This is a genomic window from Microlunatus antarcticus (genome assembly GCF_014193425.1).
In the GTDB taxonomy this organism is placed as follows: domain Bacteria; phylum Actinomycetota; class Actinomycetes; order Propionibacteriales; family Propionibacteriaceae; genus Microlunatus; species Microlunatus antarcticus.
Genome location: NZ_JACHZG010000010.1, coordinates 1 through 24,401, shown reverse-complemented (window position 1 = coordinate 24,401; position 24,401 = coordinate 1). Strand labels below are relative to the sequence as shown.

Sequence of the window (24,401 nt, the reverse complement as noted above, 5' to 3'; positions counted from 1 at the left end):
GGGCGCACTTGTTCCAGCCGCGGTCGGGCCGGTAGCCGCCGTCGTGCATCGCGTACAGGATCCGCCGGTGCACGGGCTTGAGGCCGTCGCGCACGTCCGGCAGCGCCCGCCCGACGATGACGCTCATCGCGTAGTCGAGGTAGGACTTCTGGATCTCGTCCTGCAGGTCCACCGGCTCGCGCCGGTCGGTCACCTGGGGCGTCTCGGTCATTCGCTAGCTCCTGGGTTCGGGACGAGGGTTCGCGTTCGTGGGACACGCAAGGAAGACGAAAGGCGCAGCAACAAGGCGGGGTGCCGCGCGAGTGCGCACTTTCGCACCGGTTCTGCGGCGTGTCGCGTGCGGAAGTGCGCACTCGCAGAAGGGACGACCGGGGTCACCTCAGATATCCAGGAAGCGGACGTCTTTGGCGTTGCGCTGGATGAACTGCCTCCGCTGGTCGACGTCCTCGCCCATCAGGATCGAGAACATCTCGTCGGCCCGCGCGGCGTCGTCGAGGGTCACCTGGAGCAGGATCCGGTTGTCCGGGTCCATCGTCGTCTCCCAGAGCTGGTCCGGGTTCATCTCGCCGAGACCCTTGTAGCGCTGGATCTTGTTCTCCTTGGGCAGGCGGTGCCCGGCCTCCTCGCCCGCGCGCAGCAGGGCGTCGCGCTCGGCGTCGTCGTACGCGAGCTGCGGCGTCGTGTTCGTCCAGTTGATCTTGAACAGCGGCGGCTGCGCGAGGTAGACGAACCCGCCCTCGATCAGCGGGCGCATGAAGCGGAACATCAGCGTCAGCAGGAGCGTACGGATGTGGGCGCCGTCGACGTCCGCGTCGGCCATCATGACGATCTTGTGGTAGCGCAGCTTGGCCACGTCGAAGTCGTCGTGGACCCCGGTGCCGAGGGCGGAGATGATCGCCTGGACCTCGTTGTTCTGCATGATCCGGTCGATCCGGGCCTTCTCGACGTTCAAGATCTTTCCGCGGATCGGCAGGATCGCCTGGATGCGCGGGTCGCGCCCACCCTTGGCCGAGCCGCCGGCCGAGTCGCCCTCGACGATGAAGACCTCGCACTCGGCGGGATTGGTCGACTGGCAGTCGCTGAGCTTGCCGGGCAGGCCGCTGCGGCCGAGCAGGCCCTTGCGGTCGCGGGCGGCGTCACGGGCCTTGCGGGCGGCGATGCGGGCGATGGCCGCGGCCTGGCCCTTGCGGACGATGATCTTGCCCTCGGTCGGGTTCTCCTCGAACCAGGCCCCGAGCTTGTCGTTCATCTCCTGCACCACGAACGAGCGGACCGGGGTGTTGCCGAGCTTGGTCTTGGTCTGGCCCTCGAACTGCGGGTCGGCCAGCTTGACCGAGATGATCGCGGTCAGGCCCTCGCGGATGTCGTCGCCCGACAGCCGGTCCTCGCGCTTCTTGATCAGGCCCCAGGTCTCGCCCCACTTGTTGGCGGTGTTGGTCAGCGCCGTGCGGAAGCCCTCCTCGTGGGTGCCGCCCTCGTGGGTGTTGATCGTGTTCGCGAAGGTGTGGACCGACTCCTGGTAGGAGGTGTTCCACTGCATCGCCAGCTCGAGGCTCATGCCCAGCGCCTCGCGCTCGGCCTCCAACGCGATCACCGACGGGTTGAGCGTCTCCTTGCTGCCCGTCAGGTACTTGACGTAGTCGACGAGCCCGTCGAGGTAGCAGAAGGAGTCGGAGAACAGGGCGCCGTTCTCGTCGACCCGGTCGGGGCGCTCGTCGCGGACGTTGATCGTCAGGCCCTTGTTGAGGAAGGCCATCTCCCGGAACCGGGCCACCAGGGTGTCGTACGAGTACGTGGTCGTCTCGAAGATCTCCGGGCTCGCGTAGAACGTGACGGTCGTGCCGGTCTCGTCGGTCGCCTCGTGCTGCTCCAGCGGCCCGTCAGGCACGCCGAGGGAGAAGGACTGGCTCCAGCGGTAGCCGTCGCGGCGGACCTCGACGGTCAGGTGCGACGACAGCGCGTTGACCACGGAGACGCCGACGCCGTGCAGGCCGCCGGACACCTTGTAGCCGCCCGTGCCGAACTTGCCGCCGGCGTGCAGCACGGTCAGTGCGAGCGTGACGGCCGGGATGTGCTCGGTCGGGTGGTCCTTGACCGGGATGCCACGGCCGTTGTCGATCACGCGGACGCCGCCGTCGGCCAGGATCGCGACGTCGATGGTGTCGCAGTAGCCGGCGAGCGCCTCGTCGACGGAGTTGTCGACGACCTCGTAGACCAGGTGGTGCAGGCCGCGCTCGCCGGTCGAGCCGATGTACATGCCCGGGCGCTTGCGCACGGCCTCGAGGCCCTCGAGCACGGTGATCGACGAGGAGTCGTAGACGCCCTCGTCGACGTTCGAGGCGCGCAGCCGCGCGATGTCGAACTCCGAGCGCGCGTCGTCGGCGGCCAGGTCGGGGTGCGGCTGGCCGGTGATCCCCTCGGCGTCACCGCTCAGCCCGGCGTCGTCGACCGCGGCGCCGTCCTCGGGCGGGAGCGCGTACTCCGAGGTGCCCGGGGAGGCGTCGACCCGCTCGGTCAGCTGGTCGTTCTCGGTGGGCAGGTCGGGCAGGTCCGTCACGGGCGATGGGCTCCCTGGCTCGGAGGCGGTGCCGCGGGCGCGCACGCGCGAACCGGCTCCCGAGGGAGCCGGCGCGGTGCGGAGGATCGCGACCGACGGGTCGTCCGGGTCTCGCGACCCCTCCGGCACCGTCATGAACTGGTCTCAGTCTACCCGCTCACCCCTGCGCAGGCCCCTTGCCCGGGCCGTCGTCCACAGACCGGTTCCGACGAGACGCCCTGCAAGGCCGTCAGGAGCCGTTCGACCCCCGGACCCGAGTCCCCGTACGAGATCGGCGGTCGGCCACGCTGAAGCGGCACGAAGCGAAGACCGCCCCGGCCGACCCGGCCGATCCCTAGACTGACCGCCGTGACGGTCCCCGAGACGGCTCCGGTCGGCGCGCCGGGGCCCGACCAGCAGGTGCCCGACCAGGCCGAGCTCGACGCGCAGGCCGAGGAGCGTGCGCGAGCCGAGGCCCGGCTCCGGCTCCGCCGCGGCCGGCTCGCCACCGCGATCGCCGCCGGCAGCCTCGTCGTGCTCGTCGGGGTCGTCGCGCTGCTCGGCGGGTTCGAGCGGCGCACCGACCTGCTGACCCCGGTGGAGCCGGGCACCGTGATCACGACCGGCCCGTACGAGGTCAGCCTCGCCTCGGCCACGCTGCAGCACCGGACCAACGCCGACGAGTGGGTGGCCGTGGTCTCCGGCAGCGCCCTGACCACCGGCGCCACAAGCATCCGACCGCCGATCGGCGACTCCGGCTTCCTCTACGCGCGGAGCGCCGCCGGAGGCGGAGCGCAGGCCGCCACCTCGATCACGCTGGGCGACCCCGACAGCTTCCAGGGCCCCGGCAACCTGACCCCGGGCCTGCCCGCCGTGCCGTGGACGGTGACGTTCCGCTTCCCCACGTCACCCGGCGACCGCCTGCTCGTGGCCGTCTTCGACCAGGAGTTCACGACGCCCTACCTCTTCAGCGACGAGGAGGGCTGGCGCACGACGAGCAAGGCGTCGACGATGATCCTGCCGCTGGAAGTGTTGGCGGACAGCAAGTACTGAGCGGCAACCCCGAGAACGCTCCCTGAGCTTGTCGAAGGGCCTCGGAGAGGTTGGCCGTTGCCGCGTGGAGAACGCTGACCACTGCGTGGCCCTTCGACAGGCTCAGGGAGCGTTCCCCCGGAGCTCGTCGTCTCAAGGGGCGGTGATCAAGCAGCCGGGCGCAGCAGCGGGTAGGAACGCCAGCTGAACATGTCCACCGCGAGCCCGGCCAGGTGGTCCGCCTCGGTCGCCGGGACCTGGAAGCCCAGGACGAAGGGGTACGTGGTGCCGAGCTCCACGTTCTCCGGGTCGGGGGCGCAGGACTCGCCCTCGTGCGTCGGTGCGCCGAAGGCGGAGTCCCAGGAACGGCCGTCGGTCGAGACCAGGTGGAGCGAGCAGAGCAGGTAGTCCTCGCGCTGGCGCGGGGTGACCTCGAGCTCGGCCACGACCCACACGGAGCCGGGGTCGGGCGCACCCGGCTCACCCCCGGACTGCTGGCCCCACCGCTCGGTCTGCCGCAGCGAGAGCAGCCGGAAGTCTGCGCTCTTCCCGTGCCCGACCTCCCCCGGCTCGACCGGGGTGTAGCGAGGCGGGTCGAGGTGCGTGGAGGAGTAGGTCAGCTCGACGCTGAGGTAGATCAGCACCAGCAGCGCGGCGATCGCCGCCACGAGCCAGGCGCGCACGCGGGCCGGAGGCAGGCGTGACCCCGGCGTACGGGTCCGCGGCGGGAGGAGGGGCGCGCTCACGACAGACCCGTCGTCACGTCGTCCCGCACGGCGACCACGGAACGTCCCGTGCCCGCCGCGACCCACGCTCCGGCGTTGTCCGCGGTGATCCCGAGCGGGGTCTGGGTGCGCTGGTAGTAGCGGTAGACGAGCCCCTGGTCCCACAGCTCGAGGGTCAGGTCGTCGATGCGGGCGGGGTCGACCTCGAACACGAGGTCGCGGGCCGTCTCGAAGCCCGGGTCCGCCTTGACGAGCCCGCTGAACGCCGGCAGGTAGGTCATGCCGTTCTCCGCCCGGAGCTGGCTGCTGGCGACGGTGACCACGTCGCGGCCGGTGGCGCGCACCGCGACGTTGACCACGACGAACATCCCCTGCGTCGGGGTGCGGTCGTCACCCTCGCGGACCTCGGTGCCGACCCGGACGTCGCTCACCCGGACCTGCCCCGACCCGTACGCCACGGGTTGCTCGAGCGGCGCGCGCACCACCTCGTACGCGCTGGCGGGGTCGCCCAGGCGCTGGGCGACCGCGGCGACCGTGACGAGCAGGATGGCCAGGATCGCCGACACCAGCCGGGCCCGGCTCACGCGGCGACCTCGGCCGGTGCGGGCGCCGGGGACGGCTGGGTGGCCCGGGCCGTGCGCTGCTGGAACAGCTCGAGGCAGCGGCGGAAGGCGACGGCGAGGAGGCAGAGCCGCAACGGCTCCCAGGGCAGGTTGTCGACGAGGTCGAGGAGCGGGCCGGCGCGGTACCAGAAGTCGATGTCGTGGCCGCCGAGGACCGTCAGGTAGAGCCGCTGCACGGAGTCCTGCGCCACGACCACCGCGGTGTAGACGAGCACGAACGCGCCGAGGAAGCCCGCCCCGGCGCCGAGGACGAGACGGAGCGAATGGAAGGTCGGCAGGTACTTGTCGTCGAGGTCGCCCAGGAACGCCTCGCGCACCTCGCTGCCCACCCGTGCGACGCCGGGCGGGGTCGCGGGTCGCAGGGCGCGCTTGTCGCCGCGTCGGTCGAAGCGCGACGCCCCGACGACGCGCGCGGCCGCCGGCTTGCCGCGACGCCACAGGTCGGCGAGCGAGAGGACCTGGGAGCCGTAGACGAGCGCGGCGACCGCGAGCCAGATGATCGGCTGGGAGACGACGGTCCAGAACATCGGCCAGACCGGGTCGGCGAGGAAGCCGGCGAAGCGTCCCAGCAGCTCCGGGAGCTGGAGGTGGAGCGCGGCGAGGGTGCGTTCCACGGCGCGGCCGGCGGCGTCGAACCAGGCGAAGAGCTGGCGGTCCGCCAGCCAGTCCCTCGGGCGCCGCAGCAGGACGAACCCGCCGAAGATCACCACGAGGATGAAGAACGACTCCACGACGGCGGTCATGATCCCGAGCAGGCCGACCCCGGTCCGTTCGTGCAGGTGGTCGACGAGGCGGCGCAGCGCGTACAGACCGACGAGCACCCCGACCATCCACCACGGGTGCTCGGTCGCGAGCCCGCGGACCGAGTTGAGGACGGACGGGCCGCCCTGAAGGATGCCGTTGCGGAAGAACTGGTCGTTCGCGAGCCGCCCGGCCTGCTGGTCGACGAGCCCGAAGGCGGAGTAGAGGCCGAGGAACGGCAGCAGCGTGACCGCCACGAGCCGGCTGAGGCTGCTGTCCCGGTCGTCGGTGGCCACGCCCTCCTCGCGCGGGATGAGCGCGCGGATGCCGAGCTCCTCCCCGCAGAGCCGGAGGATGACGACGATCGCGACGAGGGTGAAGAGGAAGCTGGCGGAGAAGACGACCACGGCGCCCCAGCCGCTCTCGTCGCCCACGATCGAGGCGACCCGGAGGGCGACCGCGTCCCCGAGCCAGCCGAGCAGCCAGACGGCCATGATCTGGGGGAAGAGTCGGACGAAGACCGTGAGGGTGTCGCGGACGAGGATCACCACGTCGCCCAGCAGCGCCGACCCGGCGCGCGCGACCAGCTGGTCGGTGCTCACACCCCTCCTCGGCCGGCCTGGGCGACGTCGGCCACCAAGGTAAGGGATGAGGGGTCCGGACGGGCGCCCTACGATGACTCGACCGTCGGGCGTACGCCGTGCCGGTCACGAGCGAAGGGAGAGGTCACGTGCCTCAGCAGGTCCAGGGGATCATCGCGCGCAGCAAGGGCGCACCCGTCGAGAAGGTCACGGTCAACGTGCCCGACGCGGGTCCGGGCGAGGCGGTCGTCAGGGTGCTGACCTGCGGCGTGTGCCACACCGACCTCCACTACCGCGAGGGCGGGATCGGCGACGACTACCCGTACCTGCTCGGCCACGAGGCCGCGGGCATCGTCGAGCAGGTCGGCGACGACGTGCGCGACCTGGAGCCCGGCGACTACGTGATCCTCAACTGGCGCGCGGTCTGCGGCACCTGTCGTGCCTGCAAGCGCGGCCGGCCCTGGTACTGCTTCAACACGTTCAACGCGACGCAGAAGATGACGCTCGAGGACGGCACCGAGCTGTCGGCCGCGCTCGGCATCGGCGCGTTCATGGACAAGACGCTCGTCGCCGCGGGCCAGTGCACCAAGGTCGACCCGCGCGCCCGTCCGGCGGCGGCGGGCCTCCTCGGCTGCGGCGTCATGGCCGGCCTGGGTGCGGCGATCAACACCGGCAACGTCACCCGGGGCGACTCGGTCGCCGTCATCGGCTGCGGCGGGGTCGGCGCGGCCGCCATCGCCGGCGCACGCCTGGCCGGGGCGGGCACGATCATCGCCGTCGACGTGGACGAGCGAAAGCTCGCCGTGGCGCGCGCGCTCGGCGCGACGGAGGCCGTCAACGCCCGCGACGCCGACCCGGTCGAGGCCATGCAGGCCCTGACCGGCGGCTTCGGCCCGGACGTCGTCATCGACGCGGTCGGCCGCCCGGAGACCTGGAAGCAGGCCTTCTACGGCCGCGACCTCGCCGGCACCGTCGTGCTCGTCGGCGTGCCGACGCCCGAGATGACGCTCGAGCTGCCGCTGCTCGACGTGTTCGGCCGCGGCGGCTCGCTGAAGTCGAGCTGGTACGGCGACTGCCTGCCCGACCGCGACTTCCCGATGCTGATCGACCTCTACCTGCAGGGCCGGCTGCCGCTGGACACCTTCGTCACCGAGGAGATCGGCATCGACGACGTCGAGGAGGCCTTCGCCCGGATGAAGTCCGGCGACATCCTGCGCTCCGTCGTGATCATCGACCCGACGTCGCCGACCGAGCTCGGCGGCACGTCGAACTCCGCCGCCCCCGGCGAGGTGACCGCGTGACCGCCCGCGTCGACCACACGGTCACGTCCGGCACCTTCAGCCTGGACGGGCAGACGTACGACGTCGACAACAACGTCTGGGTCGTCGGCGACGACGAGGAGTGCCTCGTGATCGACGCCCCGCACGACATCGAGGCGATCCTCGGCGTCGTCGGGACGCGGCGCGTCGTGGCGATCGCCTGCACTCACGGGCACGACGACCACGTCCGGTTCGCGCCGGACCTCGGTCACGTGACCGGCGCCCCCGTCCTCCTCAACCCGGCCGAGCGCGAGGTCTGGTCACTGACCCACGACCAAGCGCCCGACGGCGAGCTCGTCGACGGCCAGACGCTCACGGTGGCCGGGACCACGCTGCAGGTCATCGCGACGCCGGGCCACTCCCCCGGTGGCGTCTGCCTCTACGCCCCCGAGCTGGGCGTGCTGTTCACCGGGGACACCCTCTTCAACGGCGGCCCCGGGGCGACGGGGCGGTCGTTCAGCGACAAGGACACGCTGGTCGCCTCGATCCGCAACCGCCTGTTCTCCCTGCCCGACGACACGGTCGTCCACACCGGCCACGGCGACGACACCACCCTCGGCGCCGAGCGCGCGAACGTCTGAGGCGTTCCGGCCACCCACCTACCGCACACTTCGCCTGTCTGCTCGATCTCGGGAAGCCTGCGCGCCTTCGTAGGCGCGCAGACTTCCTCAGACCGAGCAGACGTCCGTGTGGCGCTCATCCCCAGGTCACGTACGGCTGACCGGGTCGTCCACAGGTTGCCGCCGGGAGCTCTCGGCCCCCTGACCTGCGTGGTCGGCTGCGCGGATGGACGACGTACGACTGGCTCGCGACCTGGTCTCGCAGGGGCTGACGAAGTTCGACATCAGCAGCGAGCTCCAGCGCGGGAACCTGCGTCGCGTCCGCCGTGGCGCCTACACCGGCTCGGACGACCCTGACCCCGGGCGGGCCCACCGCCGGCTCCTCGAGGCCACGCTCGCTGAGACGCACCCGGGCGCGGTCGTCAGCCACGCCTCGGCCGCGGTCCTCCACGGGCTGCCGGTGCCGCACGCCGCGCTCCAGCGGGTCCACTTGACCCGCGACCGTCGAGGTGGCGGTCAGCGGCGCACCTGGCTGCAGGTGCACGGGCACCCGCTGCCCCAGCCTGACGTGTGGACGATCGACGGGTTCCGGGTGACGAGCCCGGCCAGGACGGTCGTCGACCTGGCCTGCACGCTCCCGCTCGTGGACGCGGTCGCGATCGGCGACGCCGCACTGAGGCAGGGCGCCGAGCTCGGGGAGCTGCTCGCCGTGCTGGGCCGCGTCGGACCGCGGCGTGGGATCGCCTCGGCTCGGCGGGCGCTCGACCTGCTCGACGGCAGGAGCGAGAGCTACGGCGAGTCCGTCAGCCGGGTGCTCCTGCACCAGCACGGGTTGCCCGCACCCCTTCCCCAGACGCTGGTCTTCGACCAGCACGACGTCTTCGTCGGCCGGGTCGACTTCGCCTGGCCGGCGCTGGGCGTGATCGGCGAGTTCGACGGTCGGATCAAGTACGGGCGCGATCTCGAGCCCGAGCAGGACCCGACCGAGGTGCTCTGGCACGAGAAGCAGCGCGAGGACCTCCTCCGCGAGCTGGGCTGGCTCGTCGTCCGCTGGGTCTGGGCGGACCTGCGGCACCCCGAGGCGTGGCTGGCCCGCCTCGTCCGGGCTCTGGAGCGCGGACGCAGCCTGCCTGCTCCTGCCGGTTCCTGGACCACCGTTGCTCGCTCTGGGTGAGTCTGCGCGCTCACGAAGCCGCGCAGACTTCCCCAGATCGAGCGCACGTCTCCGGAGGGGGAGCGCGTACGACCGCCCGGGTCAGCGGCTCAGGCGAAGCCGGTGTTCGAGCGCGGGGTGTACGCGGCCTCGAGGCGGGTGACCTCGTCGTCGGTGAGGTCGAGGTCCAGGGCGGCGAGGGCGTCGTCGAGGTGCTGGGGCTTGCTGGCGCCGACGATCGGGGCGGTGACGACCGGGTTGCGCATGACCCAGGCCAGGGCCACGCTCGCCGGGGCGGCGCCACGGTCCGCGGCGACGTCGAGGACGGCCTGCACGATGTCGCGGTCGGTGTCGGCGTACAGGCTTTTGCCGAACTCGTCCGTCTCGGAACGGTTCGTCTCCGAGTCCCACGGACGGGTGAGCTTGCCGCGGGCCAGGGGGCTCCACGGGATGACGCCCACGCCGGAGTCGAGGCAGTACGGCAGCATCTCGCGCTCCTCCTCGCGGGCGAGGAGGTTGTAGTGGTCCTGCATCGTCACGAAGCGCGTCCAGCCGTTGGCGTCGGCGACGTTCTGAGCCTTCTGGAACTGCCAGGCGAACATCGACGAGGCGCCGATGTAGCGGACCTTGCCCGACCGCACGACGTCGTGCAGCGCCTCCATCGTCTCCTCGATCGGCGTGGCGTAGTCCCAGCGGTGGATCTGGTAGAGGTCGACGTAGTCCATCCCGAGCCGGGTCAGCGAGGCGTCGATCCCGGTCATGATCGCCTTGCGCGAGAGGCCGTGGCCGTTGGGCCGCCCGGGCCGCATCGGATTGTAGACCTTCGTCGCCAGCACCAGGTCCTCGCGCGGGATCAGCTCACGCAGCGCCCGACCGGTGATCTCCTCGCTCGACCCGTCGGAGTAGGCGTCGGCGGTGTCGAAGAAGTTGATCCCCGCGTCGACCGCGGCGGTGAAGAACGGCCGCGCCTGCTCCTCCGGCAGGGTCCAGGCGTGGTTGCCGCGATTGGGGTCGCCGTAGGTCATGAGGCCGAGGCAGAGGGGGGAGACCTCGAGGCCGGTGGTGCCGAGTCTGACGTAGTCCATGACTCCCTGCCTACCTCAACGCCCCAACCCGCGGCGCACCGGCTCAGGCGTGGTCGCGCCAGCTGTGCTGCGGGTCGTAGCCGAGCAGGTCCCGGGCCTTGTCGATGCTGAGCGGCGACTCGTACTCGCCGAGCTCGCGGGTGTGCGGGACGTCGCCGAAGCGGTCGGCCAGCAGCTGCTCCACCGGCACGTGCGGCACGACGTCCGGCGACGCGATGACGAAGACCTCGACGCCGTGCGGCTCGTACGCCAGGGCGAGCTCGACGGCCTGCGCGGCGTCGCGGGCGTCAATGTAGGACCACAGGTTGAAGCGCCGCTGGTCGGCCGTGTAGCCGGCGAAGTCGGCGTAGTCCTCGACGAGCATGACGTTGGAGAACCGCAGCCCGACCATCGACAGGTCAGGGTCCCAGCGGCAGAACTGCGCCGCCATCGTCTCCTCGACCAGCTTGCCGAGGGAGTAGGTCGAGTTCGGCTCGGCGACGGCCTCGTCGACCGGGACGTACGCCGGCGCGTCGTCGAACGGCAGCCCCAGCACGGTCTCGCTCGAGGCCCAGACGACCTTGCGGATGCCCGCGAGCTTGGCCGCCTGGAAGACGTGGAACGTCGACGGCACGTTGTTCCCGAACGTGGCCGCGTTGCCCGTCAGCCCGGGCGCTGGGATCGCCGCCAGGTGCACGACGGCGTCGACGGAGTCGTACGCGTCGTCGATCCCGGTCAGCGCCTCGACGACCTGCCCGTAGTCGGTGAGGTCGACCTTGAGGAAGCGCGCGTCCGACGACGGCGCGGGCCTCGAGTCGACGTTGGTGACCTGGTGCCCGCTGCCGAGCAGCCGCTCGACCACGGCGCCGCCGAGCTTGCCGGATCCTCCGGTGACCACGATGTGCATGCGGACGACCTTGCCACCTCCGAGCGTCGGGCGGCCGGGAGCCGCGGGCCCTGGGACGATGGACGTATGAGATTCATCCTGCGGCTCGTCGCGAACGCCGCGGCCCTCGCGGTCGCCACCTGGCTCCTGGCCGGCATCCAGCTCACGGCGGTGGGCACCGGCGACAAGGTCCTCGTGCTGCTCGTCGTGGCGCTGATCTTCGGCGTCGTGAACGCGGTGGTGAAGCCCGTCTTCACCGCGGCCACGGCCTGCCTCGTGATCCTCACGCTGGGGCTGTTCCTCGTGGTGATCAACGCGCTGATGCTGCTGCTCACGTCCTGGCTCGCCACCCGGCTCGGGGTCGGCTGGCACGTCGACGGCTTCTGGACCGCGCTGCTCGGCTCACTCGTCGTGTCGGTGGTCAGCTTCGTCCTCAACGCCTTCGTCCCCGAGCGCAACCAGCCGCGGCGCGGTCGGGCATGACGCGCGGCGCCGACGGCCCGGTCAAGGTCGTCTTCGTCTGCTGGGGCAACATCTGCCGCTCCCCGATCGCCGAGCGCGTCGCCGAACGGGCCGCGGCGGACGCCGGCCTGGCCGACGTCGAGTTCACCAGCGCGGCGACGAGCCGCGAGGAGATCGGCGCCCCGATCGACCCGCGGGCGCGCGCCGTCCTCGCCGACCACGGCTACCGGACGGACGGGCACTCCGCTCACCAGGTGACCGCCGACGAGATCGCCGGGGCCGACCTGGTGATCTCCGCCGAGCCGCTCCACGTCGACCGGATGCTCCGCCTCGCCCCGGACGCCGACAACCTCTCGCTGCTGAGCGACTACGACCCCGCTGCCCAGCCGGGCTCAGGGCTGCCAGATCCCTGGTACGGCGGGCCCGAGGGCTTCGAGGAGACGCTCGCCGCCGTCGAGGCCGCGATGCCCGGCGTCCTCGACGCGGTGCGCCGCCTGCAGCGCTGAGGGCTCCGTACGCGAGTCCCGCGGGGTGGCAGGGTTGACGCATGACGTCTGAGGTGGGGCAGCGCCCCGTGGTCGTGGTCACCGGGGCGAACGGGCTCGTCGGTCGACGGGTCTGCGAGGTCCTGTCCGAGCGGGGCGTCGTCGTCCGCGCCGTCGTCCGCCGAGCCGGGACGGCGCCGCAGCTGGACGGGTTGGAGGAGCACGTGGGCGACTTCGCCGACGCCGACCTCGCCGCCGCCGTGACGACCGGGGCCGACGCGGTCGTGACGACCGTCCACCCGATGGGCTCCGACCTCGCGACGCAGCACCGCGTCGGGGTCGAGGAGACGCCGAGCCTCGCCCGCGCCGCCCGGGACGCCGGCGTCGCCCGCTTCGTGCACCTGTCGACGTGCGCGGTGTACGACCGCTCCCCCGGCCTCGGTGACGTGGACGAGTCCTCGGCGCTGGTCGGCGACGACGCGGGCGACTACCCGGTCACCAAGCGCGACGCGGACGCGGCCCTGGCTCGGGTCGACGGCATCACCCGCGTGCTGGTGCGCCCACCGGCGATCCTGGGCCGCGGCGACACCTCGGTCTGGAACACGCTGCGCCCCACGCAGGTCCGCGACGAGCCCTCCGCGCGTCACGACGTCGAGCGGCGCACGTTCAGCTGGGTGCACGTCGACGACCTGGCCGCCATGGTGGCCGACGTCGCGACCGGGCGGATCGAGACGGCCGCCGACCCGGCCGAGGGCCCGCTCGAGGGCGGCTGCACCGCGGTCGACGTGGCCGGCGAACCGGCGACGGTCGGCGACTACCTCGGGACCGTGACCGCCGCTCTCGGGCTCGAGCCCGTCTGGGAGGACGGGCCGGCCTGGACCGGCCAGATCCTCACCGACCGGGCCCGCGGCTGGGGCTGGACCCCGCGCGTCACCCTGGCCAAGGCGCTCGCCGACCTCAAGGACGACGTCCGCCGTACGGTCGCCTGACCCGCCCTTGCGCACCCCTCCCCGGGGGACCCCCGCGCCCCGGCCACCAGGAAACGCTGACTCCCAGCACCCGGATCGAGGTCGAGGGTATCGGGAGCCAGCGTTTCCTCGCTCAACGGGCTCGTACGCGAGGGAGTGTGCGGGGGTGCGGGGAGGAGGAGTTGCCCTAGCGGACCGCGGCCGGGACGAGCGTCGGGGCGCGGACGACCCGGTGCCGGGCCGTGGCCAGCACGGCCGCCGCGAGCCCGACGACGAGCCAGGCGACCAGCAGCGCCGCCGCACCTCCCCCGGTGCCCGCGCCGGCGGCCACGGCCCGGAGACCCTCGAGCGCCGGGGTCAGCGGCAGCAGCGGCGTGATCGAGTCGAAGACCACGGGCACGGCCGAGGTGATCGCCCCGGCGGCGGTCAGGACGACCAGCACCACCGACACGAACCGCCCGACCCCGCCGAACCACCCGACCAGCGCCTGGTTGAGCGCCGCGAACACCAGCCCGGCCAGCACGGTCAGCCCCAGGACCCGCGCCGTCGAGGCTGCACCGAGGTCGAGCAGGCTGGTCAGCAGCACGGTGAGGATCACGGCCTGCACCGCCGCCACGACCGCCGCCGGCAGCAGGCTCTCCAGCGTCAGCCGCCACGACGACCGCATCGACGCCAGCGCCTTGGCCGAGACCGCCCGCAGGACGAGGAAGCTCGCGAGCCCACCCACCCAGAGCGCCAGGACGGCGAGCAGCGTGGTGGTGGCCACGTTCGAGAAGACCGACGTGACCTCGCCCGACGCCACCGGCGTCGCGACGACCGTCGACAGGCGCTCGCGGGCCGTCTTGTCGTACGTCGGGATCTGCTTCGCGCCCTTGTCGAGCCCGTCGGCCAGCTGCTTCGTGCCGTCGGCGAGCTTGTCCGCGCCGGACGAGAGCTGGACCAGGCCGGTGCTGAGCTGCTCCGCGCCGGTCGCCACCCCGCTCACGCCGCCGGTGTACTGCCCGATGCCGGAGCTGAGGTCGTCCGCCCCGGACGCCAGCTGCTCCGCCCCGGTGTCGAGCTTCTTGATCCCCGCCGCCAGCGGTGTGAGGCCGTCGGCGAGCTTGTCCGTCCCGTCGGCCAGCTGCTGCACGCCCTTGGCGGCCTGCTTCTGCCCGTCAGCCAAGGCCGCCGCACCGCCGAGGAGCGACTTCTGGTCCTTCGTCGCCCCGACGCCATCGGCCGCGCCGCGAAGCGCCTTCGCGGCGCCCTGAGCGCCCGCGTAGGTGCCCGCCTCTTCGCCCGCCTTCTCGGCCACTGCCTCGAGCGTGGCCACGACGACCGCGCACTGGGGCTCGGTGAGCGCCGGCTGCGTCTGCGGGCAGGGGATCGTCCCGCCCGCCGGCTTCGGCACCTTCTCGGCCTCCGCCGCCGAGGCCCGCAGTCCCGCCTGGTACTGCTTCAGGCCATCGGCGATCCCGGCGCCGCCGTCCGCGAGCTGGTCAAGACCGTCCGCGGCGTCCTGCGCGCCGTCCGCGAGCTGCCGGCCGCCCTTGGGCAGCGCGGAGGTCGAGTCGGCGAGCGTGCCGATGCCGTCGGCGAACTGGCCCACGCCGTCCGCGTACTTCTTGGCCCCGCTCGCCAGGGGTGCGCCGCCGTCGTCGAGCTGGTTCAGCCCGTCGGACAGCTGCTTCGTGCCGGTGGAGGTCTGGCCCAGGCCGTCGGCGAGCTTGCGCGTCCCGTCGTCGAGCTGCCCGGCCGCGTCGGCGACCTTGGTGAACTGCTTCTGGGTGTCGTTGAAGCCGACGTAGATGCTCTTGACGTACTGCTCGGTCAGCTCGCTGTTGAGCGCGCGTGTGGCCGCGGCGGTGATCGCCTGGCCGACGACGGGGTCGGAGACGCCGCTGACGGCGGAGGTCTGCACGTCGATCACGGCCTGCTCGGCGGTGTCGCCGCTCTGGTCGCTGTACGAGGTCGCGTTGGCCGAGAAGTCCTTCGGGATCGTGACGACCGCGGCGTAGCGGCCCGAGCCGAGCCCGTCGCTCGCGTCGGAGGCGTCGGTCAGGACCCACGAGAAGTTCGTGTCGCTCTTGTCCTTGGCGTCCGTGCCTCCGTCGACGAGGCCGCCGGACAGCTGACGCCCGAGCGGCACGGTCTGCTTGTCGATCTTCACGGGCTCGTCGAGGTTGACGATGGCGGCCTGCACCCGGTCGAGCCGGTCGGTCGACTTCCACGTGGTGGCGAGGAACCCTCCGGCCAGCACGAGCGGGACCAGCAGCAGCCCGACGAGGGACCAGAGACCGACGCGGCGGCTGCCGTCGGCCCGTTCGAGCGTGATCATGCGGGGTTCCCCTTCGGGAGAGTCGTACGAGGAGCGGGAGCCGGGCCGTCAGGCCTGGGCGAGCGCGGGGAGGTGGCGCAGGTCGAGGACCTGGCCGGGGCTGCGGAGCAGGGTCTCCAGCGCGGAGCGGTCGGCGACCGCCACGACGGCCGCGGCCGTGCCGTCGGTGGCGACGGCGTCGAACGTGCGCGCCAGCGCGGCGCGGGCGTCCGGGTCACCGCCGGGGTCGGTGAGGGCGTCGACCCGGTCGAGGAACACGACGTCCGGCCTGGCGCGGGCGAGCTCGGCGAGCTCACGGGGCAGGTCGGTCGAGGCGGCGCAGTCGACGTACGCGGTCCGCCGGCGGACGCGCCCCGCCTGCTCGGGCAGCACGAAGCCGGCCGTGCGCGCCCGCACCGTGCGCCCGGGAGCGGCCTCGCGCAGGGGCATCCGGCCCGAGAGCATGAGCAGCAGCGCGGTGGACTCGGCGGCCGTCGGCCCCTCGACCACGAGCACCTGGCCGGGCAGCACGGCGGGGGCGACGTCGTCCCAGTCCCCGACCCGCAGGCCCTCCGCGACGACGAGGTGCCGGTCGTCCGGCGACGGCCACCGCTCGAGCGAGACCTGGTGGGCCAGGCCCTCGCCCTCGACGTCGAAGGACGGCAGCCGCCGGTCGATCCAGCGCGGCAGCCACCAGGCCTTCGTGCCCAGCAGGGTCAGCACCGCCGGCACGAGCGTCATCCGAACGACGAACGCGTCCACGAACACCCCGACCGCCAGCCCGAATCCGATCGTCTTGATCGGGCCGTCGCCCTCGGGCACGAACGCCCCGAAGACCGACAGCATGATCACGGCGGCGGCCACGACGACCCGGGAGGAGGCGACGAAGCCGTTCTCGACCGCGGCCCGCGCGATGGCCCTGGACGGGGCGCCGGCCCGCGCGACCTGGTGCACGTACTCCTCGCGCATCCGCGACACGAGGAACACCTCGTAGTCCATGGCCAGCCCGAAGAGGATGCCCATCAGCAGGATCGGCAGGAAGCTGATCACCGGGGCGGTCTGCTCGACGTTGAAGACCGATCCGAGCCAGCCGTACTCGAAGACCATCGCGGTGGCCCCGAAGGCCGCGCCCACGCTCAGCAGGAAGCCGACGGTCGCCTTGACCGGGACCGCGACCGAGCGGAAGACCATGGTCAGCAGCACCAGGGACAGCCCGACGACGAGGATCCCGAAGGGGACCAGCGCCGCCCCGAGACGGTCGGAGATGTCGATCCCGACCGCGGTGAAGCCGGTGACGGCCGTCGCCACGCCGTACTCCTGCTGGAAGTGCGGCTCCAGCGCCCGGATGTCGCGGACGAGCTGCTTCGTCGTCTCGCTGTCCGGCGCCCCGTCGGGGATGACCTGGATGATGCCGGTGTCGGCGTCCTCGTTCGGCGTGGCCAGCGGCACGCTGGCGACGCCCGGCAGGTCGCGGAGCTCGTCGGCCATCCCGTCCATCACGCCGAGCGGGTCGTCGGAACCGACGATGGTCGCGGCGACGAGCGGACCGTTGTAGCCCTGCCCGAAGTGCTCCGCCACCAGGTCGTACGTGACGCGGACGGGCGTGCCGGGGGCCGCGGTCGCGTTGCTCGGCAGGGCGATCCGCAGGTCCTTGGCCGGGTACGCCATCGTGCCCAGCGCCACCAGGACCAGGACGACCGTGAGCACCGGCACCTTGGTGACGATGCGGACCCAGCGCCGGGCCAGACCGACCCGGGGCGCGCGGGGCGGGCGCGCAGCCCGGGTCGGCGTCTTGGCCCCCCTGTCCTTCTTCTTCGCCGCGTCCTTCTGCTTCGGGCGCAGCCGGGCGCCGAAGAAGCCGAGCAGCGCGGGGAGCAGGGTGAGCGCGATGAGGACCGCGATGGCGACGCCGACCGCGGCGGCCACCCCCATGATCGACAGGAAGGGGATCCCGGCGACCGACAGGCCGACCAGCGCGATCATGACCGTCATCCCGGCGAACACGACCGCGGAACCGGCGGTCGCGACGGCCCGCGCGACCGACTCCTCGGGGTCCATCCCCTCGCCGAGCTGGTCGCGGTGGCGCGAGGTGATGAACAGCGCGTAGTCGATCCCGACGGCCAGGCCGAGCATGAGCGCGAGCAGCGGGGTGGTCGACGACACCGTCGCGAAGCCGGTCGCGCCGAAGATCAGCGCGATGGTGAGCCCGACGCCGAGCAGCGCGGTCAGCAGCGGCATGCCCGCCGCGCGGAGCGAGCCGAGGGTCAGCCAGAGCACGATCAGGGCCACCAGCACGCCGACGCCCTCGGACGGGCTGACGCCGGGGGTGCTGCCGCCGTACGCGTCACCCCCGACGGACACCTGCGACCCGGGCAGCGCCGCCTGCAGCTCGGCCCCCTGCTGCTGCATCTCGTCCAGGGTGGCCGGGTCGATGTCGACCTGCGGCACCGCGAAGGTCACGGTGATGATCGCGGCGCTGCGGTCGTCGGCGACCTGACCCTTCGCGTACTTGTCGAACGGGCCGGAGACCGAGTCGACCTGGGGGACCTTGTCGAACCGCTTCGCGCTGGCGTTGATCGCCTTCTTCGCGGCGGCCGAGCGCACCGACTCTCCGTCGCGGGGCACGACGACGACCTGGGCGGTCGTGCCGCCGGCCTGCGGGAACGTGCGCTTCAGCGAGTCGAGGGCGGTCTGCGACTCGGTGCCCGGCAGCGAGAAGTTCTCGTCGAACCCCTTGCTGACGGCCGCCGACGCCGCACCCAGCACAACGAGGACGGCCAGCCACGCCAGCACGACGCGGAGGCGGTGGCGGTAGGCGGATCGACCGAGGCCGTACAGGAAGGAGGACATCTCGATACAAGACTGTATCCGATACAGTCGTGTATGCAACGGGCGCTAGAGTGACCTCCATGACGTCGCTCGCCGAGGTGGCCACCCCGCCCACCGCGCGACGTGTCCGGACCCGTCAGCGCCTCATGGCCGCGGCAGTCGCCGTGTTCGCCGAACGCGGGGTGATCGGCTCGAGCGTCGAGGAGATCTGCGAGGCCGCCGGCTTCACCCGCGGCGCCTTCTACTCCAACTTCGCCGACAAGGACGCCCTCGTCCTCGCCATGATCGAGCAGGGCGTCGCCGAGGAGTACGCGGCGGCCGAGCAGGCCGTGGCGTCGCTGAAGGTCGAGGGCGCGCGGCTCCCGGCCGGCGACGCGGTCGCGCAGGTCCTCGACCAGTTGAACCACGGAGGGCGCTCCGACCGCACCAGCCTGCTGGCCCAGCGCGAGCTGCTGCTCTACGCGGCGCGGGTGCCGTCGCTCCGCGAGCCGTACCAGGCCTTCGCCGACGCGTGCCGCGCCCAGGTCGACGCGCTGATCACCGACGCGCTGCGGTTCGCCGAGCTGGAGTTCACCGTGCCCGACGACGTGGCGCTCGACCTGCTGATGGCCGCGCACGACCACATGCAGCAGAACGCCCTGTTCACCGACCGGCTCGACCCCGCCGCCATGCAGGCGCTGATCATGACGCTGACACGACCGCGGGTCGAGGTGTGTTTCCCCCGCGCAGCCGAAGAACTCTGACAGAATCCCCGCCATGCACATCCTCGTCGTGGACGACGATCAAGCCGTCCGGGATTCCCTCGCCCGATCGCTCGAGTACAACGACTACGAGATCAGCACGGCCGAGGACGGCGTCGAGGCGCTGGCCAAGCTGGCCGCCCACCGGCCCGACGCGGTGATCATGGACGTGATGATGCCGCGGCTCGACGGGCTCGAGACCACCCGCATGCTCCGGTCCGCCGGCAACGACGTCCCGATCCTCGTGCTCACCGCCCGCGACGCCGTGGGCGACCGCGTCGACGGCCTGGACGCCGGCGGCGACGACTACATGGCCAAGCCGTTCGCGCTGGACGAGCTGCTCGCCCGGCTGCGCGCGCTCGTCCGCCGCTCCGGCACCACCGCGGACTCGAACGACCCGTCCACGCAGAGCCTCAGCTTCGGCGACCTGGTGCTCAACACCCAGACCCGCGAGGTCCTGCGCGGGGCGCGCCAGATCAGCCTCACGCGGACCGAGTTCGCGCTGCTGGAGGCGTTCATGCAGCACCCCCGCCGGGTGCTCGAGCGCAGCTGGCTGCTCAACGAGGTGTGGGGCTTCGACTTCCCGACCACGGCGAACTCCCTCGAGGTCTACATCGGCTACCTGCGCCGCAAGACCGAGGTCGACGGCGAGCCCCGGCTGATCCACACGGTGCGCGGCGTCGGCTACGTGCTGCGCGAGACCCCCCCGTAGGCCGATAGGCGGCCCCGGTGGCGTCCGACGCGACCGCACGGGCCCGTCGACCGCTCGGGGAACGGTTGCGGGGCTGGCTCGGCCTGCTCCCGCTGCAGCGTCGGGTCGGCTACCTCACCACGGCGGCCGTCGCCGTCGCCGTCGCGCTGGCCAGCCTCGCCGGCTGGGCGACCGTACGGTCGTCGCTGTACTCCAGCCTCGACAGCGAGCTCGTCGACGTCGCCACGAGCCTGTCGGTGCCGGCCGCGCAGGACATCAACAACCTGGGCGGGCTGACCGAGCGCTCGCTGCGCGCCGGCAACATCAGCGTCGCCGCGATCCGCTCCGACGGCACGACCTACTACGTGCCCGACGAGCGCGACCACCTCGTCCTGGGCCCGGACGAGCTCGCGACCGCCCGCGTGCACTTCGGCTACTCCGCCCGGTCGGGCCGGATGTCCGACGGCGAGCGCTACCGCATCGTCAGCGTCCCCATCACGAACCTGCCCGGCGTCGCCCTGGTCGTCGGCCGCCCGCTGGCGGCGACCGACGCGGTGCTGGGCTCCCTGCTGCTCGTCGTCGGGGTGATCGGGCTCCTGGGCATCGCGATCGCCGCAGCCGCGGGCACGGCGGTCGCCCGCTCGAGCCTGCGCCCCGTACGGCAGCTGTCGGACGCGGTCGAGCAGATCGCCGAGACCAAGGAGCTGCGTCCGGTCCGGGTGTCCGGAGCCGCCGACGTCGCCGTGCTGGCGCGGTCCTTCAACGACATGGTGGGGTCGCTGGCCGCGTCCCGGGAGCGGCAGCGCCGGCTGATCGCCGACGCCGGCCACGAGCTCCGGACCCCGCTCACCAGCCTGCGGACGAACGTCGACCTGCTGCTCATGGACGCCCGGACGGGCATGCTCCGCGAGGGCGACCGGCTCGCCATCCTCACCGACGTCCAGGGCCAGCTCACCGAGTTCACCAAGCTGGTCGGCGACCTCGTCCAGCTCGCGCGCGACGACGGGGAGGCCACGCCGGAGGCGATCGACTTCCGCCACGTCGTCACCTCGGCCCTGGAACGTGTCCGGCGGCGGGGACCCGGCCTCGACTTCGACGTCGAGCTCGACCCGTTCTACGTCGTGGGGGTGTCCGACGCGCTCGAGCGGGCCGTCACCAACCTGCTGGACAACGCGGTGAAGTGGAGCCCGCCGGGCGGGACCGTCCGCGTCCAGCTCGAGGGCAACCGGCTCCGCGTCGCCGACGAGGGACCCGGGATCGCCGAGGCGGACCTCCCGCGGGTCTTCGACCGCTTCTTCCGGGCGGACACGGCCCGCACCACCCCGGGCACCGGTCTCGGTCTGTCGATCGTCGCCCAGGTCGTCCGCCAGCACGGCGGGGTCGTCCGGGCCGGGCGCTCGGCGCAGGGCGGGGCGGAGTTCACCGTCGTGCTGCCCGGCGCCCGGTCGCTCGAGGCGCTGCCGCAGCCGGCTGCGGTCTGAGGAGAAGGAGGGGCCGACCTCGTCGAGACCCGACGCCAGGCTCGGGGGCGTCCCGTGCGGGGGGATGGACGGGACGCCCGCCCTGAGCCTGGCGGCGGGCCCCGACGAGGTGGGCCTCCTCGCTCAGGCCTCGCCCATCACCAGGCCCTCGATCGTGTGCTTCTGCGAGATCGGCTCGAGCGCGTCGACGACCGGGCACGCGAGGTGGCGGCGGACCGACTCGGGCAGCGCGGCCCAGTAGTCGCGGGTCACGGCCATGTCGTGGCGCTCGAAGTTGGTGCCGTCGGGCCCGTCCATCCCGATCACCAGCACCGGGCGGCGCTTGAGCGACGCGTGCTTCGTCCCGCGGTGCAGGGTGAGCGCGGTCCGGGCCGAGATGTCGCCCATCTGCGGGAAGCGGCGGACGGCCCGCTCCTCGTACCGGCCGTAGAGCTCCTTCGGCGGGAACATGCCGTGGGCGAACTCCGCGCCGTCGTCCCACTGCGTGCCCGGCGCCACCTCGAAGGGACCCATGTCGTCCTCGGTGTCGACCGTGGTGATGTTGAAGTGCAGCGAGGTCAGGCGGTGCTCGTCCCGTGCGGCGTCGGGCATCGGGAAGTCGCGGTGCCAGGGCTGGTTCATCGCGCCGTGGCCGGGCACGTCGAAGCCGACCTCGGTGATGGTCCAGTCCGGCCCGAGCACGGCCTCGGTCGCGGCGGTGATCCACGGGTGGGTGGCGATGTCGACGAAGCCGCGCAGCGCCTGCGGGTGGATCTCCACGTAGTAGCGGTTGGGTCCGCGCCCGACCGCGCCGCCAGGACGGCCGAGCGCCTCCTCGAAGGCCGCGTCGACGTCCTCGGAGAGGCGGGCGACCCATTCACGGCTGAAGGCGCCCTTCCGGCCGACCACGCCCTCCTCGTAGATGCCCCGGCGGATCTCGGCCTGGTCGATCTCGTCGGACGAGCTGGTGGTGGTCTGGGCGACGGTGCTCATGGAGACAGTATTGCCACGTTGCAATAGGCTGACGCGGAACTTCTTGGAAGGGTGGGTCCATGCCCGTGAGCCTGCGCAGCGTCGCCGAGCGGGCCGGGGTGTCGGTGCGCACCGTGTCGAACGTCGTCAACGACTTCCCCCACGTCGCCCCCGCGACCCGTGCCGCGGTCCAGGCGGCCCTCGACGAGCTCGGCTACCGCCCCAACCTGGCCGCGCGCCAGCTGCGCCGCGGGCGTACGGGGGCCATCGGGCTGGTCGTGCCCGAGGTGCACTCCCCCTACTTCAGCCAGCTCGCCTCGGTCGTCGTCCGGCTGGCCGAGGCCCGCGGCCTGACCGTGCTCATCGACCAGACCGAGGGCGACCCGCAACGGGAGCGGCGCCTGCTCGGCGGCTCGACCTTCGGGGTGGACGGCATGATCCTCAGCCCGTGGTCCTTGGACGTCTCCGAGCTCGCCGCACGCCGGGAGACCCTGCCCCTGGTGCTGCTCGGGGAGCGCAGCGGGCTCTCGGCCCTCGACCACGTCGGCTTCGACAACGTCGCCGCCGCGCACGACGCCACCGCGCACCTGATCGAGGTCGGCCGGCAGCGCATCGCGGCGGTGGGCACGCAGCCGCACCTGACCAACGAGACCGGCCAGCAGCGCCTGGAGGGCTACCACGCGGCGCTCCGGGCGGCCGGCCGCGAACCGGACCCCCGGCTGGAGGTGGCGGTCCGCGCCCTGCACCGGGCGGACGGCGTCGCGGCCATGGAGGCGCTGCTGGACGGCCCGGTCGTGCCCGACGCGGTCTTCTGCTTCACCGACGAGCTCGCGCTGGGCGCCGTCCGGGCGCTGGCGGACCGCGGGCTGCGGGTGCCCGAGGACGTCGCCGTCGTGGGCTTCGACGACATCGAGGACGGACGCTTCAGCGTGCCGACCCTGACGACCATCGCCCCCGACAAGGAGCAGATCGCCACCGGCTGCCTCGACACGCTCGCGGCGCGGATGCTCGACCCGACCGGGCCCGGCCAGGAGGTCGTGACGACGTACGAGCTGGTGGTCCGGCAAAGTTCCGGCGGGCACCGTAATTCGCGGTCTGACCAGGGCGGACGCCCGGCCGGGGCGACCCCGAAGATTCACTGAGATTCCCCCAAACCCTTGGGCCCACCGCACCGAAGAGGCTTCTGAGCGGTCTCTCCATCACCCCGGCGTTGCGCAGCGCCCGGTGGGTGCTCTGCCCACTCGCGACTTCAGCGGTACGTGCTCGGGGGCTCTCTTCTCACGCCATCTGTGCGTCTCCGTGGCCACCCGACACCGTGCTCCGCGGCCGGGAGGGCATCGCTGAGGTGACTCCCGGAGCACCACTTTGCGAAGGAGCATGATGTTCGGCAAGAAGATGGTGGCTGACATGATCAGCCGTAGCACTGAGAACGAGCACGACCGTCGTTCGTTCCTGCGTGCCGCCGGCGTCGCCGGCCTCGGGACCGTCGGGGCCGTCGCCCTGTCCGGTGCCGGCACCGAGTCCGCGTTCGCGGACGAGACCAGCGACTCCACCGACCGCGCGGTCCTCAACTTCGCGCTCAACCTGGAGTACCTCGAGGCGCAGTTCTACTCGTACGCCTACTGGGGCGAGGGCCTCGACTCCGGCGACCTGACGGGCTCCGGCACGCAGGGCAAGGTCACGGGCGGCCGCAAGGTCAAGTTCAAGACCAAGGCCATCAAGGAGTACGCTCGCGAGATCGCCATGGACGAGCGCAACCACGTGAAGTTCCTGCGGACCGCGCTCGACGGCAAGCAGGTCTCGCAGCCCGCGATCGACCTCAAGACCAGCTTCACCGCGGCAGCGCGTGCGGCCGGCCTGATCAAGAACAACCAGACGTTCGACCCGTTCGCGAACGAGAACAACTTCCTGCTCGGGGCGTTCATCTTCGAGGACGTCGGCGTCACGGCCTACAAGGGCGCGGCTCCGCTGATCACGAACAAGACCTACCTGGAGGCCGCCGCCGGCATCCTCGCGGTCGAGGCGTACCACGCGGGCATCGTCCGCTCGGCGCTCTACCGCAAGGGCCTCTTCACCGAGGTCCGGAAGATCTCCGACGTCCGTGACGCGGTCGACGGCTCCTCCGACGACGACCAGAGCATCAAGTCCGGCTCGCACGCCAACATCGTGCCGACGGACGCGAACAGCATCGCCTACAGCCGCAGCGCTGCGAACGTGCTGAACGTCGTCTACCTGACCCCGGCCCAGACGACCAAGGGCGGGTTCTTCCGGCCGC

General features: G+C 72.3%; 22 protein-coding genes. 12 read left to right on the top strand and 10 right to left on the bottom strand.

Annotated elements, in window-relative coordinates; all coding sequences use genetic code 11:
• Positions 1-211: DNA gyrase subunit A (locus FHX39_RS19865; protein ID WP_183342533.1), on the bottom strand; the 211-nt coding region annotated here is incomplete at its 3' end.
• Positions 212-379: 168 nt separating this feature from the next.
• Positions 380-2,356: a DNA topoisomerase (ATP-hydrolyzing) subunit B gene (gene gyrB / locus FHX39_RS19860; protein WP_332837003.1), complete on the bottom strand. Its 1,977-nt coding sequence runs from the start codon at positions 2,354-2,356 to the stop codon at positions 380-382.
• A 549-nt stretch (positions 2,357-2,905) separates the two neighbouring features.
• On the opposite strand from gyrB, the gene FHX39_RS19855 reads away from it, so the two are divergent.
• On the top strand, positions 2,906-3,589 hold the full coding sequence (locus FHX39_RS19855) for a hypothetical protein (RefSeq protein ID WP_183342531.1): 684 nt from the start codon (positions 2,906-2,908) through the stop codon (positions 3,587-3,589).
• Positions 3,590-3,735: 146 nt separating this feature from the next.
• On the opposite strand, the gene FHX39_RS19850 is transcribed toward FHX39_RS19855, so the two are convergent.
• Genes FHX39_RS19850 through FHX39_RS19840 form a run of 3 tightly spaced genes read right to left on the bottom strand, consistent with a single transcriptional unit; the run spans position 3,736 to position 6,259 of the window.
• On the bottom strand, positions 3,736-4,314 hold the full coding sequence (locus tag FHX39_RS19850) for a hypothetical protein (RefSeq protein ID WP_183342529.1): 579 nt from the start codon (positions 4,312-4,314) through the stop codon (positions 3,736-3,738).
• On the bottom strand, positions 4,311-4,877 hold the full coding sequence (locus tag FHX39_RS19845) for a DUF4352 domain-containing protein (protein ID WP_183342527.1): 567 nt from the start codon (positions 4,875-4,877) through the stop codon (positions 4,311-4,313). Before FHX39_RS19845 ends, FHX39_RS19850 begins: the two co-directional genes overlap by 4 nt.
• Entirely contained in the window at positions 4,874-6,259 is a 1,386-nt protein-coding gene (locus FHX39_RS19840) for a hypothetical protein (protein ID WP_183342525.1), read from the bottom strand. The genes FHX39_RS19845 and FHX39_RS19840 overlap by 4 nt, the downstream gene beginning before the upstream one ends.
• Positions 6,260-6,387: 128 nt before the next feature.
• Here FHX39_RS19840 and FHX39_RS19835 point away from each other — a divergent pair, with 128 nt between their 5' ends.
• The 3 genes from FHX39_RS19835 (at position 6,388) to FHX39_RS19825 (ending at position 9,291) form a co-directional block, all read left to right on the top strand.
• Positions 6,388-7,539: an S-(hydroxymethyl)mycothiol dehydrogenase gene (locus tag FHX39_RS19835; protein WP_183342523.1), complete on the top strand. Its 1,152-nt coding sequence runs from the start codon at positions 6,388-6,390 to the stop codon at positions 7,537-7,539.
• Positions 7,536-8,138, top strand: coding sequence for an MBL fold metallo-hydrolase (locus FHX39_RS19830; RefSeq protein ID WP_183342521.1), 603 nt, complete (start codon positions 7,536-7,538; stop codon positions 8,136-8,138). Before FHX39_RS19835 ends, FHX39_RS19830 begins: the two co-directional genes overlap by 4 nt.
• 205 nt (positions 8,139-8,343) lie before the next feature.
• Positions 8,344-9,291 carry a hypothetical protein gene (locus FHX39_RS19825; protein WP_183342519.1) on the top strand — a complete coding sequence of 316 codons (948 nt, stop codon included), beginning with the start codon at positions 8,344-8,346 and terminating at the stop codon, positions 9,289-9,291.
• 89 nt (positions 9,292-9,380) lie between these two features.
• Here FHX39_RS19825 and FHX39_RS19820 read toward each other — a convergent pair whose 3' ends face one another.
• Both FHX39_RS19820 and FHX39_RS19815 read right to left on the bottom strand, forming a co-directional pair.
• Positions 9,381-10,355 (bottom strand): aldo/keto reductase, encoded by a 975-nt coding sequence (locus tag FHX39_RS19820; RefSeq protein ID WP_183342517.1) that lies wholly within the window; start codon positions 10,353-10,355, stop codon positions 9,381-9,383.
• A 43-nt stretch (positions 10,356-10,398) separates the two neighbouring features.
• Entirely contained in the window at positions 10,399-11,241 is an 843-nt protein-coding gene (locus FHX39_RS19815; RefSeq protein ID WP_183342515.1) for an NAD-dependent epimerase/dehydratase family protein, read from the bottom strand.
• Between the two features lie 66 nt (positions 11,242-11,307).
• Between FHX39_RS19815 and FHX39_RS19810 the strand changes: the two genes are divergently transcribed.
• From FHX39_RS19810 to FHX39_RS19800, 3 genes are read left to right on the top strand one after another with little or no spacing between them, the layout of a single operon-like run.
• Positions 11,308-11,703 (top strand): phage holin family protein, encoded by a 396-nt coding sequence (locus tag FHX39_RS19810; protein ID WP_183342513.1) that lies wholly within the window; start codon positions 11,308-11,310, stop codon positions 11,701-11,703.
• Entirely contained in the window at positions 11,700-12,188 is a 489-nt protein-coding gene (locus FHX39_RS19805) for a low molecular weight protein-tyrosine-phosphatase (RefSeq protein ID WP_183342511.1), read from the top strand. The genes FHX39_RS19810 and FHX39_RS19805 overlap by 4 nt, the downstream gene beginning before the upstream one ends.
• 41 nt (positions 12,189-12,229) lie before the next feature.
• Positions 12,230-13,156, top strand: a complete 927-nt coding sequence (locus tag FHX39_RS19800) for an NAD-dependent epimerase/dehydratase family protein (RefSeq protein ID WP_183342509.1) — start codon at positions 12,230-12,232, stop codon at positions 13,154-13,156.
• Positions 13,157-13,322: 166 nt separating this feature from the next.
• Here the strand turns inward: FHX39_RS19800 and FHX39_RS19795 are convergent, their stop codons facing one another.
• Positions 13,323-15,455, bottom strand: coding sequence for a YhgE/Pip domain-containing protein (locus tag FHX39_RS19795; protein ID WP_183342507.1), 2,133 nt, complete (start codon positions 15,453-15,455; stop codon positions 13,323-13,325).
• A 48-nt stretch (positions 15,456-15,503) separates the two neighbouring features.
• On the bottom strand, positions 15,504-18,284 hold the full coding sequence (locus FHX39_RS19790; protein ID WP_183342505.1) for an MMPL family transporter: 2,781 nt from the start codon (positions 18,282-18,284) through the stop codon (positions 15,504-15,506).
• A 59-nt stretch (positions 18,285-18,343) separates the two neighbouring features.
• Between FHX39_RS19790 and FHX39_RS20755 the strand changes: the two genes are divergently transcribed.
• The 3 genes from FHX39_RS20755 to FHX39_RS19775 all read left to right on the top strand — a co-directional run bounded on the left by FHX39_RS20755 (position 18,344) and on the right by FHX39_RS19775 (position 21,175).
• Positions 18,344-19,006: a TetR/AcrR family transcriptional regulator gene (locus FHX39_RS20755; protein WP_198424086.1), complete on the top strand. Its 663-nt coding sequence runs from the start codon at positions 18,344-18,346 to the stop codon at positions 19,004-19,006.
• 13 nt (positions 19,007-19,019) lie between these two features.
• Complete coding sequence (locus FHX39_RS19780; RefSeq protein WP_183342504.1) at positions 19,020-19,715, top strand: response regulator transcription factor; 696 nt, start codon at positions 19,020-19,022, stop codon at positions 19,713-19,715.
• Positions 19,716-19,798: 83 nt separating this feature from the next.
• Positions 19,799-21,175, top strand: coding sequence for a sensor histidine kinase (locus FHX39_RS19775; RefSeq protein ID WP_183342535.1), 1,377 nt, complete (start codon positions 19,799-19,801; stop codon positions 21,173-21,175).
• A gap of 123 nt (positions 21,176-21,298) precedes the next feature.
• On the opposite strand, the gene FHX39_RS19770 is transcribed toward FHX39_RS19775, so the two are convergent.
• Positions 21,299-22,147, bottom strand: coding sequence for a phytanoyl-CoA dioxygenase family protein (locus FHX39_RS19770; RefSeq protein ID WP_183342501.1), 849 nt, complete (start codon positions 22,145-22,147; stop codon positions 21,299-21,301).
• Positions 22,148-22,206: 59 nt separating this feature from the next.
• Here FHX39_RS19770 and FHX39_RS19765 point away from each other — a divergent pair, with 59 nt between their 5' ends.
• Together FHX39_RS19765 and FHX39_RS19760 are read left to right on the top strand one after the other, a co-directional pair.
• Positions 22,207-23,268, top strand: coding sequence for a LacI family DNA-binding transcriptional regulator (locus FHX39_RS19765; RefSeq protein ID WP_183342499.1), 1,062 nt, complete (start codon positions 22,207-22,209; stop codon positions 23,266-23,268).
• 265 nt (positions 23,269-23,533) lie between these two features.
• A partial coding sequence (locus FHX39_RS19760; protein ID WP_232531618.1) for a ferritin-like domain-containing protein occupies positions 23,534-24,401 on the top strand: 868 nt, incomplete at its 3' end.